Here is a 15155-nt window from a genome sequence, read left to right on the forward strand (position 1 = left end):
AATCTATTTTCGCCATAGTGAAGTGCAAAAAAGGCGGGGCAGGTCACCCTCTCCCCAAAAGGGAGAGGGAAAACCTTAGTCGATGGTGCGCAGCAGTTCGTTAATGCCAACTTTGCCACGGGTTTTCGCATCAACCTTCTTCACAATGACGGCGCAGTAGAGGCTGTATTTGCCATCTTTTGACGGCAGGTTGCCGGAAACGACAACCGAGCCCGCCGGTACGCGGCCATAGTGGACCTCACCGGTTTCGCGGTCATAAATACGCGTGCTCTGTCCAATGTACACGCCCATAGAAATCACCGAACCTTCTTCGACAATCACCCCTTCCACAACTTCGGAGCGCGCGCCGATAAAGCAATTATCCTCGATAATTGTCGGGTTTGCCTGCAAAGGTTCCAGAACGCCGCCGATGCCGACGCCGCCGGAGAGGTGAACGTTTTTACCAATTTGCGCGCAGGAGCCGACCGTCGCCCAGGTGTCTACCATGGTGCCTTCATCAACATAAGCGCCAATGTTCACGTAGGAGGGCATCAGTACGGTATTGCGGGCGATAAACGCGCCCTGGCGTACGGCCGCAGGCGGCACTACGCGGAAGCCTTCCTTCTGAAAACGCGCTTCATCGTAGTTGGCGAACTTCATCGGCACCTTATCGAAGTAGCGGCTTTCCGCACCTTCGATAACCTGGTTATCGTTAATGCGGAAAGAGAGCAGCACGGCTTTCTTCAACCACTGGTGAGTCACCCACTGGCCGTTGATTTTTTCCGCGACGCGAAGTTGCCCGGAATCCAGAAGGGCGATCACCTGATTGACCGCTTCACGGGTTACGGTATCCACGTTGGTCGGGGTGATCTCTGCGCGACGCTCGAAAGCGGTTTCAATAATGTTCTGTAACTGCTGCATTGTTATACTCTTTCCATATAAATAAACACATCACCCTTTATCGTTTGGATTGAGGGCCGCTGTCAACCGTTGTTGCACCTCCTTTTGTAGCGCATTATTAAGGCCACGCCGGTCCGCTGTTGCGATTATAAATAAATCTTCTACTCGCTCGCCAATTGTCGTAATTCTGGCCCCGTGAAGCGAAATTCCCAGGTCGGCAAAGACCTGGCCGACCCGCGCCAGCAGACCGGGCTGGTCGAGGGCGATAAGTTCCAGAAAACTCTTTCTGTCGGTATGCGTCGGCAGGAAATTGACCTCGGTATCGACGGTAAAATGGCGCAGCTTCGCTGGCTGACGACGCGGCTGAGGCGGCTGCCAGCTGCGCTGAGTGATGGCCTGCTCCAGACCAAAGCGGATCGTTTCATGCCTGTCCGGCGACAGGGGGCTGCCGTCCGGCTCCAGCACAATAAAGGTGTCCATCGCCATTCCGTCGCGTGTGGTAAAAATCTGCGCGTCATGCACGCTCAAATTGCGCCGATCCAGCTCCGCGCAGACGGCGGCGAACAGATAGGGCCTGTCCGGACTCCAGATGAATATCTCTGTGCCGCCGCGGGTGGCCTGCGGGCTCAGCAGGATCATGGGCTTGCTGAGGTCGTGTTGAAGCAGATGGCGCGCATGCCAGGCGAGCTGGTTTGGGCTGTGGCGCACAAAGTAGTTGGCGCGACAGCGCGCCCAGATCTGATGAAGCTGCTCCTCGTCGATATTGTCCATCCGCAGCAGCGCCAGCGCCTGCAGCTGATGATGGCGCACCCGCTCGCGCATATCCGGCGTGTTTTGCATTCCGCGCCTGAGCTGTTTCTCGGTGGCGAAGTACAGCTCGCGCAGCAGGCTCTGTTTCCAGCTGTTCCACAGCGTTTCGTTGGTGGCGCAAATATCGGCGACCGTCAGGCAGACCAGGAAGCGCAACCGGTTTTCCGTTTGCACCTCTTCGGCGAACTGTTTGATAACCTCCGGGTCCTGGATATCGCGCCGCTGGGCGGTGACGGACATCATCAGGTGATGGCGCACCAGCCAGGCCACCAGCTGCGTTTCACGGGAGTTGAGGCCGTGCAGCTCGGCGAATTTAAGGACGTCCTGCGCGCCGAGCACGGAGTGGTCGCCGCCGCGCCCTTTGGCGATATCGTGAAACAGGGCGGCGATAAGAATGAGCTCCGGGTGGGTCAGACGCGGCCACAGATCCACGCACAGCGGATGGCGGGCGCGGGTCTCCTCTTCGGCAAAGCTTTCAAGTTTGAGCATCACGCGAATGGTGTGCTCATCCACGGTGTAGGCATGGAAAAGGTCGAACTGCATCTGTCCGACAATATGCGACCACTGCGGCATATAGGCCCACAGTACGCTATGGCGGTGCATGGGCAGCAGGCCGCGCTTCACGGCCCCGGGGTGACGCAGCATACTCAGGAAAAGCGCGCGCGCTTCCGGGATATAACACAAAGGCTGGGTGAGATGGCGGCGGGCGTGCCGCAGGTGGCGCAGCGTTGTAGAGTAGATGCCGGTAATATTGCTGTTGCGCACCATGGTATAGAACATCCGCAATATCGCCTGCGGTTCACGAATAAACAGGTCATCGTCACGCAGGTCTATCAGCGTGCCGCGAAGCTGAAACTCGTCGTCAATGGGGCGCGGTTTTTCGTCGGCGGGCAGGGCCAGAATCGCCTCGTCAAAAAGCTGCAAGAGCATATGGTTAAGTTCAGCCACGCGACGGGTTACGCGGAAGAAGTCCTTCATCATATGCTCGACCGGCTGGTTTCCTTCCCCGACATAGTTAAGGCGCTGGGCGACGCTGAGCTGGCGGTCGAACAGCAGGCGGTTGTCGTAACGGTTAAGCTCCAGGTGAAGGGCGAAGCGGATGCGCCAGAGCAGATGCAGACACTCGTTGAGTTCGTTGCGCTCCGCCTCGGTCAAAAAGCCAAAGCCGACCATTTCATCCATCGACGTTGCGCCAAAATGGCGGCGCGCCACCCACTGCAACGTATGAATATCGCGCAGGCCGCCGGGGCTGCTTTTGATATCCGGCTCAAGGTTATAGCTGGTGCCGTGATAGCGCTGATGACGTTCATTCTGCTCGGCAACTTTGGCCGGAAAAAACTGTTCCGACGGCCAGAAGTGCTCGCTAAAGATATGTTTTTGCAGTTCAAGAAACAGCGCGACGTCGCCAATCAATAAGCGGGATTCAATAAGGTTGGTGGCGACGGTTAAATCAGAAAGCCCTTCCTGCAGGCACTCGTTAAGCGTCCTGACGCTGTGGCCCACCTCAAGCTTAACGTCCCACAGCAGCGTCAGCAGCTCACCGATCTTTTGCGCCTGCTCATCGCATAGCTTTGTCCGGCTCAGTATCAACAGATCGACATCCGACAGGGGGTGAAGCTCGCCGCGCCCGTAGCCGCCTACCGCCACCAGCGCGGTGTCGCTGGCCTCGCCGAAGCCGTACTCCAGCCACAGCCGTTGCAGAAGCTGATCGATAAACTCGGTGCGCGCTTCGATAAGCTGCTCCGCCGAGAGCCCGGCGTCGAACACCTGGCCCAGCCACTGCTGAAAACCATCGAGGCGCGCCTTAATTTCCGCGCAGTTCAACGCATCCTGCGGCCATTCGCCAGGGTAGTCCGGCTGGCCGGGGAGGGTGGGTTTTAGCGTACTGACAAATTGTTCAGAAAAGGTATTGCTCATTAACGGTCCACCCATAAGTTGAAGGCATGGCGAGACATAGCCGAACCCCACAGCGTTCGGGATGCGAAGACATATGCGACAAATTAGAAGAGATAGCGGGAAATGAAAAGTCGTTTATACGTATGACGCAAAGCGGGGCAGGGGAGAGAAAATAACGGCCCGCGGCGCGGGCCGTAAAATGCTATCAGGCGGCAGTTAACACGGCGTCGATCGTGTCATCTTTACGCAGGGTGAGAATTTCGCACCCGGTGTCGGTGACCACAATCGTATGCTCGTACTGCGCGGAAAGGCTGCGGTCTTTGGTTTTTACCGTCCAGCCATCTTTCATGGTACGAATACGGTAATCGCCCGCATTGACCATCGGCTCGATGGTAAAGGTCATTCCCTTTTGCAGCACCACGCCGCCGTCGTCCGCATCATAATGCAGCACCTGCGGCTCTTCGTGGAAAACGCGGCCAATGCCGTGCCCGCAGTACTCGCGTACCACCGAGAAACCTTCGGCTTCCACGAACTTCTGAATCGCCGCGCCGAGGGTACGCAGACGGATACCCGGCTTCACCATTTTCAGCGCCAGATAGAGGCTCTCCTGGGTGATACGGCACAGACGCTCGCCCAGAATGGTGGGTTTACCGACGATAAACATTTTTGACGTGTCGCCGTGGTACTCATCTTTAATGACCGTCACGTCAATGTTGACGATATCGCCATCTTTCAGCAGTTTTTCGTCGTCCGGAATGCCGTGGCAGACCACTTCATTAATAGAGATGCATACGGATTTCGGGAAGCCGTGATAGCCAAGGCAGGCGGAGACGGCGTGCTGTTCGTTAACGATATAGTCGTTGCAGATACGGTCAAGCTCGCCAGTGCTGACGCCGGGCTTGATGTACGGCTCGATCATTTCAAGCACTTCGGCGGCGAGACGGCCGGCGACGCGCATTTTTTCAATTTCTTCTGGGGTCTTTATTGAGATAGCCATGAATTCTGTCCATCAGCGTCGGTTTTTCGACAATACTAGTCTGAGTGTTGTCAATGGTAACAGCCCGGCGCGCCTGCTGCCAAACTGAGAATCATTAGCAGCACGGCAGGCTAACAATTATTGGTTTCCGGGGTGATTTGTGGTATAAAGCGCGCCGGACTTCCGATCCAACTCAGATACGCAGGGTGGACGGGAGCGACATACTCACTTTGTGTAACAACACACACGTATCGGCACATATTCCGGGGTGCCCTTCGGGGTCGGTAATATGGGATACGTGGAGGCATAACCCCAACTTAATCTATAGAGGTTTTAAACATGGCTACTGTTTCCATGCGCGATATGCTCAAGGCTGGTGTTCACTTCGGTCACCAGACCCGTTACTGGAACCCGAAAATGAAACCGTTCATCTTCGGCGCGCGTAACAAAGTTCACATCATCAACCTTGAGAAAACTGTACCGATGTTCAACGAAGCGCTGGCTGAGCTGAACAAGATCGCTTCTCGTAAAGGTAAAATCCTTTTCGTTGGTACTAAACGCGCTGCAAGCGAAGCGGTGAAAGAAGCTGCTAACAGCTGCGACCAGTTCTTCGTGAACCACCGCTGGCTGGGCGGTATGCTGACTAACTGGAAAACCGTTCGTCAGTCCATCAAACGTCTGAAAGACCTGGAAACTCAGTCTCAGGACGGTACTTTCGACAAGCTGACCAAGAAAGAAGCGCTGATGCGCACTCGTGAGCTGGAAAAGCTGGAAAACAGCCTGGGTGGTATCAAAGACATGGGCGGCCTGCCGGACGCGCTGTTCGTTATCGACGCTGACCACGAGCACATCGCGATCAAAGAAGCAAACAACCTGGGTATTCCGGTATTTGCTATCGTTGATACCAACTCCGATCCAGACGGCGTTGACTTCGTTATCCCGGGTAACGACGACGCAATCCGTGCTGTCACCCTGTACCTGAGCGCTGTTGCGACTACCGTTCGCGAAGGCCGTTCTCAGGACCTGGCTGCTCAGGCGGAAGAAAGCTTCGTAGAAGCTGAATAATAAGGTTACACCCTTATTTAGTACCGTATAAATAGGGGCCTCTTAGCGGCCCCTTTTTCACTTTTAAGTTTGTCTGGTTCCCGCGCGGGCCGGGCAGATCACATCTCCCGAGGACTAAAGAATGGCTGAAATTACAGCATCCCTGGTAAAAGAGCTGCGTGAGCGTACTGGCGCAGGCATGATGGATTGCAAAAAAGCGCTGACCGAAGCGAACGGCGACATCGAGCTGGCAATTGAAAACATGCGTAAATCCGGCGCTATCAAAGCGGCGAAAAAAGCGGGCAACGTTGCTGCTGACGGCGTGATCATCACCAAAATCGATGGTACTTACGGCATCATTCTGGAAGTTAACTGCCAGACCGACTTCGTTGCTAAAGATTCTGGCTTCCAGGCTTTCGCTAACAAAGTACTGGACGCGGCTGTTGCTGGCAAAATCACTGACGTTGAAGTGCTGAAAGCGCAGTTCGAAGAAGAACGCGTTGCGCTGGTTGCTAAAATCGGCGAAAACATCAACATCCGTCGTGTTGCCGCGCTGGAAGGCGACGTGCTGGGCTCTTACCTGCACGGCGCGCGTATCGGCGTTCTGGTTGCTGCTAAAGGCGCTGACGAAGAGCTGGTTAAACAGCTGGCTATGCACATCGCTGCAAGCAAGCCTGAGTTCGTTAAGCCGGAAGACGTTTCCGCTGAAGTGGTTGAGAAAGAGTACCAGGTTCAGCTGGACATCGCCATGCAGTCTGGCAAGCCGAAAGAAATCGCAGAGAAAATGGTTGAAGGCCGCATGAAGAAATTCACCGGCGAAGTTTCTCTGACCGGCCAGCCTTTCGTTATGGACCCGAGCAAAACTGTTGGTCAGCTGCTGAAAGAGCATAACGCTGACGTAACCAGCTTCATCCGCTTCGAAGTGGGTGAAGGCATCGAGAAAGTTGAGACTGACTTCGCAGCAGAAGTTGCTGCTATGTCCAAGCAGTCTTAATTCTTAAAGCAGCCGCCTGAGGGCGGCTTCTTTTTGCGCCCTTCTTGTAAATTCAGTCAGTACCTATAGTGGCTGCGCTGAAAAGCGACATACAATGTCGCCAGATTTAAACCCGTCTCATTATTGACAGTCTCAGGAAAGAAACATGGCTACCAATGCAAAACCCGTCTATAAACGCATTCTGCTTAAGCTCAGCGGCGAAGCGCTGCAGGGCTCAGAGGGCTTCGGTATTGATGCAAGCATCCTTGACCGCATGGCGCAGGAGATCAAAGAGCTGGTTGAACTGGGTGTTCAGGTCGGCGTGGTGATTGGTGGCGGTAACTTGTTCCGTGGGGCTGGCCTGGCAAAAGCAGGCATGAACCGCGTTGTGGGCGACCACATGGGGATGCTGGCAACGGTGATGAACGGCCTGGCAATGCGCGATGCGCTGCACCGCGCCTATGTGAACGCCCGTTTGATGTCCGCTTTCCCGCTTAACGGCGTCTGTGATAACTACAGCTGGGCAGAGGCGATTAGCCTGCTGCGCAACAATCGCGTGGTGATTCTCAGCGCGGGTACCGGCAACCCGTTCTTTACCACCGATTCCGCCGCCTGCCTGCGCGGTATTGAAATCGAAGCCGATGTGGTGCTGAAAGCCACGAAAGTAGACGGCGTATTTACCGCCGATCCGGCAACCGATCCGGCTGCGACCATGTACGATCAGCTCTCTTACAGTGAAGTACTGGATAAAGAACTCAAGGTTATGGACCTGGCTGCGTTTACGCTGGCCCGCGACCACAAATTGCCTATTCGCGTGTTCAATATGAACAAACCAGGCGCGCTGCGTCGTGTGGTGATGGGCGAAAAAGAAGGCACTTTAATTACGGAATAATTCCCGTAAGCAATAAATAAAGGTAAGATTCCGCTTTCATTTATTAAGCGGTTCTGGCAGGCATCTTTCCCGGGTGCCTTGTACCGAACGAGACTATACTAAGCACACATGCGGCGTATGGTTTGCCCGAGACAAGATTTCAAGGATTCGTAACGTGATTAGCGATATCAGAAAAGATGCTGAAGTGCGCATGGAAAAATGCGTAGAAGCGTTCAAAACTCAAATCAGCAAAGTGCGCACAGGCCGTGCCTCTCCGAGCCTGCTCGATGGTATCGTCGTTGAGTATTATGGTACTCCGACGCCGCTGCGCCAGCTGGCAAACGTGACGGTAGAAGACTCCCGTACCCTGAAAATCAACGTGTTCGATCGCTCTATGGGCCCGGCCGTTGAGAAAGCGATTATGGCTTCCGACCTTGGTCTGAACCCAAGCTCTGCCGGTACGGACATTCGCGTTCCTCTGCCGCCGCTGACCGAAGAGCGTCGTAAAGATCTGACCAAAATCGTTCGTGGCGAAGCCGAACAGGCGCGTGTTGCCGTGCGTAACGTGCGTCGTGATGCGAACGACAAAGTCAAAGCGCTGCTGAAAGAGAAAGAGATCAGCGAAGACGACGATCGTCGTTCTCAGGACGAAGTGCAGAAACTGACTGACGCCGCCATCAAAAAAGTGGACGCGGCGCTGGCGGAAAAAGAAACAGAGCTGATGCAGTTCTGATTCAAAAATGACTGAAAACGCCGTACAGAAAACCGCCCTGGCGGTTTTGCTGACGGCGTTTTGCTTTTTAATCCGCGCAACAATGTGAGCGTTACATGAAGCATTTAACCCTTCTGGGCTCAACAGGATCGATTGGTTGCAGCACGCTCGATGTGGTTCGCCACAACCCCGACCGCTTTTCCGTGACCGCGCTGGTAGCAGGCAAGAACGTTAGCCGTATGGTTGAACAGTGCCTTGAGTTCTCGCCCCGTTATGCGGTGATGGACGATGAAGCCAGCGCGCAGGCGGTGAAAAATGAATTACAGCGCCTTGGATGCCGCACCGAAGTGATGAGCGGCCAGCAGGCGGCATGCGATATGGCCGCGCTGGATGACGTTGACCAGGTGATGGCGGCGATCGTAGGCGCGGCGGGCCTGGTGCCTACGCTGTCTGCGATACGCGCCGGTAAAACCGTGCTGCTGGCGAATAAAGAGTCGCTGGTCACCTGTGGCCGTCTGTTTATGGAGGCGGTCAAGGAGTGCGGGGCGCAGCTTCTGCCCGTCGATAGCGAGCATAACGCTATTTTTCAGAGTTTACCGCAACCTTTCCAGCAGAACCTGGGGTACGCTGACTTAGAGCAGAATGGCGTCTCGTCTATCCTGCTTACCGGGTCTGGTGGCCCGTTCCGGGAAACGCCGCTGTCTGAACTGGCCTCAATGACGCCCGATCAGGCATGCCATCATCCTAACTGGTCGATGGGGCGAAAAATCTCCGTTGATTCGGCCACCATGATGAACAAAGGTCTGGAATACATTGAAGCGCGTTGGCTGTTTAATGCCTCCGCAAGCCAGATGGAAGTGTTAATCCACCCGCAGTCGGTGATTCACTCCATGGTACGCTATCAGGATGGCAGCGTCCTGGCGCAGCTGGGCGAGCCGGATATGCGTACGCCGATTGCGCACACGATGGCCTGGCCTGAGCGGGTGCCGTCTGGCGTTAAGGCCCTCGATTTTTGCAAGCTGCGCGCGCTGACTTTCGCCGAGCCTGACTTCGGTCGTTATCCTTGCCTGAAGCTGGCGATAGATGCTTTCGCCGAAGGGCAGGCGGCGACCACGGCGCTGAATGCGGCAAACGAGGTGACGGTGGCAGCGTTTCTGGCGTCGACCATCCGCTTTACAGACATCGCGGCGCTTAATCTGTCCGTGCTCGAACAGATGGCGTTATCTGAACCACAGAGCATTGATGAGGTGCTGGCGGTGGACAGGATGGCCCGTGAAGCGGCGCAAAAACAAGTGACGCGCTTCGCAAGCTGGTGATAATCCAGCCACTAACAGTCATGCTATTTGTTAGCGTAGGGCTTCGGTGATATAGTCTGCGCCACCCATCAGCCGGTTTTAACACCGGGCTGAAAGTGGAAGCCGTGGTTGACACGGCTTTTTTACGTAAAGGCTTTGTATTCCTGAGTACCGCTAAATCCTTTTTCAGGGACTAAAACGCGTTATGTTGTCTGCGAATCAACCAATAAGCGAAAATTTGCCTGCGCATGGCTGCCGTCATGTAGCGATAATTATGGACGGCAATGGTCGCTGGGCGAAAAGACAAGGGAAGATACGGGCCTTTGGGCATAGAGCTGGCGCGAAGTCAGTTCGCCGGGCCGTTTCCTATGCCGCCAACAGCGGGATTGATGCGCTAACGCTTTACGCGTTCAGTAGCGAAAACTGGAATCGCCCGGCGCAGGAAGTCAGCGCGCTGATGGAACTCTTCGTCTGGGCGCTGGACAGTGAAGTGAAAAGCCTGCATCGACATAATGTGCGCCTGCGCATTATTGGCGATACCAGCCGTTTCAACCCGCGTCTGCAGGAGCGCATTCGTAAAGCCGAGGCGTTAACTGCGCAAAACACCGGGTTAACGCTGAATATCGCGGCAAATTACGGCGGGCGCTGGGATATCGTTCAGGGCGTGCGCCAGCTGGCCGTTCAGGTGCAGGAAGGGCTGCTGGATCCCGACCAAATCGACGAAGATGCGCTGAATAAGCAGATCTGTATGCACGAACTGGCGCCGGTAGATTTAGTGATTAGGACGGGTGGGGAACATCGCATCAGTAATTTTTTGCTTTGGCAAATTGCCTACGCCGAACTTTACTTTACAGATGTTCTTTGGCCCGATTTTGATGAACAAGACTTTGAAGGTGCGCTGCATGCGTTTGCCAATCGAGAGCGTCGTTTCGGCGGCACCGAGCCTGGTGGCGACAAAGCCTGATGGGGGTAGCTTTTGCTGAAGTATCGCCTGATTTCTGCGTTTGTATTGATACCCATTGTTATTGCGGCGCTGTTTTTACTGCCGCCGGTGGGTTTTGCGATTGTTACCCTTGCCGTATGCATGCTGGCCGCGTGGGAATGGGGGCAACTGAGCGGGTTTAACTCCCGCACGCAGCGCGTCTGGCTGGCCGTCCTTTGTGGGCTGGTGCTGGCGTTGATGCTGTTTATGCTTCCCGAATATCATCACAATATTCATCAGCCCATGGTGGAAGTCTCTCTGTGGGCGTCGCTGGTGTGGTGGATAATTGCCCTGGCGCTGGTGTTAGGCTACCCGGCATCGGCGGCAATGTGGCGCCATTCTAAGCCGTTAAAATTGATTTTCGGCATCCTCACTATTATTCCTTTTTTCTGGGGTATGCTGGCGTTGCGGGCGTGGCATTATGATGAGAACCACTACAGCGGCGCCATCTGGCTGCTTTACATCATGATCCTTGTCTGGGGCGCGGATTCCGGCGCATATATGTTTGGCAAGCTGTTCGGCAAACATAAACTGGCGCCTAAAGTTTCTCCCGGAAAAACCTGGCAGGGGTTTATCGGTGGTCTGGTTACCGCCGGCATAATCTCCTGGGCTTATGGCGCCTGGGCTAATCTTGACGTGGCGCCGTCAACGCTGCTGCTGTGCTCGGTTATCGCGGCGCTGGCCTCGGTGCTGGGCGACCTGACGGAAAGCATGTTCAAGCGTGAAGCCGGTATCAAAGACAGTGGTCATTTAATCCCCGGTCACGGTGGTATACTTGACCGCATCGACAGCCTGACGGCGGCAATTCCTGTGTTTGCCTGCCTGCTGTTACTGGTTTTCAGGACGATTTAACGGACGGTTTTATGCTGAGCTTTCTCTGGGATTTGGCGTCGTTCATCATTACGCTCGGTGTGCTGATCACCGTGCATGAATTTGGCCATTTCTGGGTTGCTCGCCGTTGCGGCGTCCGCGTTGAGCGCTTCTCGATTGGTTTTGGCAAAGCGCTGTGGCGTCGCACCGATAAACGCGGTACTGAATTTGTGCTTGCCCTGATCCCCCTGGGCGGCTACGTCAAAATGCTGGATGAGCGCGTCGAGCCGGTTGCCCCGGAGATGCGTCATTACGCGTTCAATAATAAAACCGTCGGCCAGCGCGCCGCGGTTATCGCCGCTGGCCCCGTCGCCAATTTCCTCTTTGCTATTTTTGCCTGGTGGCTGGTCTTCATCATCGGCGTCCCTGGCGTTCGTCCGGTTATTGGTGAAATTACGCCCAATTCCATCGCGGCTAACGCACAAATTGCACCAGGTACGGAACTTAAAGCAATTGACGGTATCGAAACGCCTGACTGGGACACTGCGCGTATGCAGCTGGTGGCCAAAATTGGCGATCGGCAGACCACGCTCAGCGTTGCGCCATTCGGCAGCGATAATCGGCAGGATAAAGTTCTCGATTTAAGCCAGTGGACTTTTTCACCGGATAAAGACGATCCTGTCTCATCTTTGGGGATTCAGCCGTATGGTTCCCGGATAGAACCGGTGCTTGCGGAGGTTCAGTCAGGGCACGCTGCAAGCAAAGCAGGTTTGCAAGCTGGCGACAGGATCGTTAAAGTCGATGGTCAGCCGTTAACGCAATGGATGACGTTTGTTACTCTGGTGCGCGATAATCCAGGCACGCCGTTGGCGCTGACGATCGAAAGGCAGGGGGCTCCCCTGTCATTAACGTTGATACCGGAAGAAAAACCCGGTAACAAGGCAGAGGGGTTCGCCGGCGTAGTGCCGAAAGTTGTCCCTTTGCCGGATGAATACAAGACAGTACGCCAGTACGGGCCATTCAGCGCCATCGTTCACGCCACGGATAAAACCTGGCAGTTGATGAAGCTGACGGTCAGTATATTGGGGAAATTGATAACCGGTGACGTAAAACTGAACAACCTCAGCGGGCCGATTTCGATCGCTCAGGGGGCTGGGATGTCAGCGGAGTTCGGGTTGATCTATTATCTGATGTTCCTCGCTTTAATCAGCGTGAACTTAGGCATAATCAACCTGTTTCCACTGCCCGTTTTAGACGGGGGTCATCTGCTGTTTTTGGCCATGGAAAAGCTAAAAGGCGCGCCGGTATCCGAGCGAGTTCAAGACTTTAGTTACCGCATTGGCTCGATATTGCTGGTGTTGTTAATGGGGCTTGCACTTTTCAATGATTTCTCTCGGTTGTAAGAGAGTTTGTTAGGAAGAACGCATAATAACGATGGCGATGAAAAAGTTGCTCATAGCGTCGCTGCTGTTTAGCAGCGCCACCGTATACGGTGCTGACGGGTTCGTAGTGAAGGACATTCATTTCGAAGGCCTGCAGCGTGTCGCCGTTGGTGCGGCCCTCCTCAGCATGCCGGTGCGCCCAGGCGACACGGTGAATGATGAAGATATCGGTAATACCATTCGCGCTCTGTTTGCCACTGGGAACTTCGAGGATGTTCGCGTCCTGCGCGATGGCGATACGCTTCTTGTTCAGGTGAAAGAACGCCCGACAATCGCCAGCATCACTTTCTCCGGCAACAAGGCGGTGAAAGATGACATGCTCAAGCAGAATCTTGAAGCTTCAGGCGTGCGCGTAGGCGAGTCTCTGGATCGCACCACCCTGTCCGATATCGAAAAAGGGCTGGAAGATTTCTACTACAGCGTTGGTAAATACAGCGCCAGCGTAAAAGCGGTCGTGACGCCGCTGCCGCGTAACCGTGTCGATCTGAAACTGGTATTCCAGGAAGGCGTTTCCGCGCAGATCCAGCAGATCAATATCGTGGGGAACCATGCGTTCTCTACCGAAGAGTTGATCTCCACCTTCCAGTTGCGTGATGAAGTGCCGTGGTGGAACGTGGTAGGCGATCGCAAATATCAGAAACAGAAACTGGCAGGCGATCTTGAAACCCTGCGCAGCTACTACCTGGATCGCGGCTACGCCCGTTTTAATATCGACTCTACCCAGGTCAGCCTGACGCCGGACAAAAAAGGTATTTATATCACCGTCAACATCACCGAAGGGGATCAGTACAAACTCTCCGGCGTTCAGGTGAGCGGCAATCTGGCCGGGCACTCTGCTGAAATCGAGAGCCTGACGAAGATCGAGCCGGGCGAACTCTATAACGGCACCAAAGTGACCAAAATGGAAGATGATATCAAGAAGCTTCTTGGTCGCTATGGCTATGCCTATCCGCGCGTACAGTCGCAGCCTGAAATCAACGATACGGATAAAACCGTTCGTCTGCGGGTAAATGTCGACGCGGGTAACCGTTACTACGTGCGTAAAATCCGTTTTGAAGGCAACGATACGTCGAAAGACGCGGTGCTGCGCCGTGAAATGCGTCAGATGGAAGGCGCGTGGCTGGGCAGTGACCTGGTTGACCAGGGTAAAGAGCGTCTGAACCGTCTGGGCTACTTCGAAACGGTCGATTCCGAGACCCAGCGCGTTCCGGGCCGCCCCGATCAGGTTGATGTGGTCTACAAGGTGAAAGAGCGTAACACCGGGAGCTTCAACTTCGGCGTGGGCTATGGCACCGAGAGCGGCGTTAGCTTCCAGGTGGGTGTGCAGCAGGATAACTGGTTAGGTACCGGTTACTCCGTGGGCATCAGCGGTACGAAAAACGACTACCAGACCTATTCTGAGTTCTCCGTGACCAACCCGTACTTTACGGTTGATGGCGTGAGTCTTGGCGGGCGTATTTTCTACAACGACTTTAAAGCGGATGATGCTGACCTCTCCTCCTATACCAATAAAAGTTATGGTTTAGACGGTACGCTTGGCTTCCCGATTAATGAGTACAACACGCTGCGCCTTGGCCTGGGCTATGTCCACAACGACCTGTCCAATATGGAACCGCAGGTGGCGATGTGGCGCTATCTCGACTCCGTAGGGCAGAGCACCAGCAAAGATAACGACGACAACAGTTTCTCGGCTGACGACTTCACCTTCAACTACGGTTGGACGTACAACAACCTTGACCGCGGCTACTTCCCGACCAAAGGTTCACGTGTCAACCTGAACGGTAAAGTGACCGTGCCGGGCTCGGATAACGAGTTCTACAAAGTAACGCTGGATACCGCCTCTTACTTCCCGATCGATGACGATCATAAATGGGTGGTGCTGGGCCGTACCCGTTGGGGCTATGGCGACGGTATCGGCGGAAAAGAACTGCCGTTCTATGAGAACTTCTATGCGGGCGGCTCAAGCACCGTGCGTGGCTTCCAGTCTAACAACATCGGTCCGAAAGCGGTCTACTACGGCGGCAACGATGAGGATAACTGCAACAAATCCTCTTCGGATAAAGTGTGTAGTTCCGACGACGCGGTGGGCGGTAACGCAATGGGCGTCGCCAGCCTGGAATTCATTACGCCGACGCCGTTCGTGAGCGAAAAATATGCTAACTCTGTCCGTACCTCCTTCTTCTGGGATGCGGGTACAGTGTGGGATACCAACTGGCAAAACACCTCCGCTACAAGGGATGCGGGTGTTCCGGATTATAGCGATCCGAGCAATATCCGTATGTCGGCAGGTATCGCGTTACAATGGATGTCGCCATTGGGGCCGTTGGTCTTCTCCTACGCCCAGCCGTTTAAAAAGTACGATGGAGACAAAGCAGAGCAGTTCCAGTTTAACATTGGTAAAACCTGGTAACTTGCCGTTGCGAAGGAATGCATAAGTAGTGTAGTGATGGTTGAGGCGACGCGTC

Annotated in this window: 12 protein-coding genes; 9 read left to right on the plus strand and 3 right to left on the minus strand. The window is 54.7% G+C overall.

What is annotated here, in order from left to right:
- Positions 1–75: 75 nt before the first annotated feature.
- The 3 genes from dapD to map all read right to left on the minus strand — a co-directional run bounded on the left by dapD (position 76) and on the right by map (position 4582).
- Positions 76–900: a 2,3,4,5-tetrahydropyridine-2,6-dicarboxylate N-succinyltransferase gene (gene dapD / locus ENTHG_RS17225; RefSeq protein WP_044182395.1), complete on the minus strand. Its 825-nt coding sequence runs from the start codon at positions 898–900 to the stop codon at positions 76–78.
- A gap of 30 nt (positions 901–930) precedes the next feature.
- A complete protein-coding gene (gene glnD, locus ENTHG_RS17230) occupies positions 931–3606 on the minus strand; it encodes a bifunctional uridylyltransferase/uridylyl-removing protein GlnD (RefSeq protein WP_044182396.1) in 2676 nt (891 codons plus the stop codon).
- A 184-nt stretch (positions 3607–3790) separates the two neighbouring features.
- Positions 3791–4582 carry a type I methionyl aminopeptidase gene (gene map, locus ENTHG_RS17235; RefSeq protein ID WP_044182398.1) on the minus strand — a complete coding sequence of 264 codons (792 nt, stop codon included), beginning with the start codon at positions 4580–4582 and terminating at the stop codon, positions 3791–3793.
- A 318-nt stretch (positions 4583–4900) separates the two neighbouring features.
- Here map and rpsB point away from each other — a divergent pair, with 318 nt between their 5' ends.
- From rpsB to bamA, 9 genes are all read left to right on the plus strand, one after another.
- Positions 4901–5626: a 30S ribosomal protein S2 gene (rpsB, locus tag ENTHG_RS17240; protein WP_044182399.1), complete on the plus strand. Its 726-nt coding sequence runs from the start codon at positions 4901–4903 to the stop codon at positions 5624–5626.
- A 121-nt stretch (positions 5627–5747) separates the two neighbouring features.
- The gene (gene tsf, locus ENTHG_RS17245) at positions 5748–6599 is read left to right on the plus strand and encodes a translation elongation factor Ts (RefSeq protein ID WP_044182401.1); all 852 of its coding nucleotides are present in this window, start codon (positions 5748–5750) and stop codon (positions 6597–6599) included.
- Between the two features lie 145 nt (positions 6600–6744).
- Positions 6745–7470: a UMP kinase gene (gene pyrH, locus ENTHG_RS17250; protein WP_044182402.1), complete on the plus strand. Its 726-nt coding sequence runs from the start codon at positions 6745–6747 to the stop codon at positions 7468–7470.
- A gap of 154 nt (positions 7471–7624) precedes the next feature.
- Positions 7625–8182, plus strand: coding sequence for a ribosome recycling factor (frr, locus tag ENTHG_RS17255; RefSeq protein WP_044182404.1), 558 nt, complete (start codon positions 7625–7627; stop codon positions 8180–8182).
- 95 nt (positions 8183–8277) lie between these two features.
- A complete protein-coding gene (ispC, locus tag ENTHG_RS17260; RefSeq protein WP_044182405.1) occupies positions 8278–9477 on the plus strand; it encodes a 1-deoxy-D-xylulose-5-phosphate reductoisomerase in 1200 nt (399 codons plus the stop codon).
- Between the two features lie 184 nt (positions 9478–9661).
- Positions 9662–10420, plus strand: coding sequence for a (2E,6E)-farnesyl-diphosphate-specific ditrans,polycis-undecaprenyl-diphosphate synthase (gene ispU / locus ENTHG_RS17265; RefSeq protein ID WP_044182407.1), 759 nt, complete (start codon positions 9662–9664; stop codon positions 10418–10420).
- Positions 10421–10432: 12 nt separating this feature from the next.
- Positions 10433–11290 carry a phosphatidate cytidylyltransferase gene (gene cdsA / locus ENTHG_RS17270; protein WP_044182409.1) on the plus strand — a complete coding sequence of 286 codons (858 nt, stop codon included), beginning with the start codon at positions 10433–10435 and terminating at the stop codon, positions 11288–11290.
- An 11-nt stretch (positions 11291–11301) separates the two neighbouring features.
- Complete coding sequence (rseP, locus tag ENTHG_RS17275) at positions 11302–12651, plus strand: sigma E protease regulator RseP (protein WP_044182411.1); 1350 nt, start codon at positions 11302–11304, stop codon at positions 12649–12651.
- A gap of 31 nt (positions 12652–12682) precedes the next feature.
- Positions 12683–15100 (plus strand): outer membrane protein assembly factor BamA, encoded by a 2418-nt coding sequence (gene bamA / locus ENTHG_RS17280; RefSeq protein WP_044182412.1) that lies wholly within the window; start codon positions 12683–12685, stop codon positions 15098–15100.
- Positions 15101–15155: the final 55 nt, after the last annotated feature.

This window comes from Phytobacter massiliensis JC163 (assembly GCF_000321045.1).
GTDB lineage: Bacteria > Pseudomonadota > Gammaproteobacteria > Enterobacterales > Enterobacteriaceae > Phytobacter_A > Phytobacter_A massiliensis.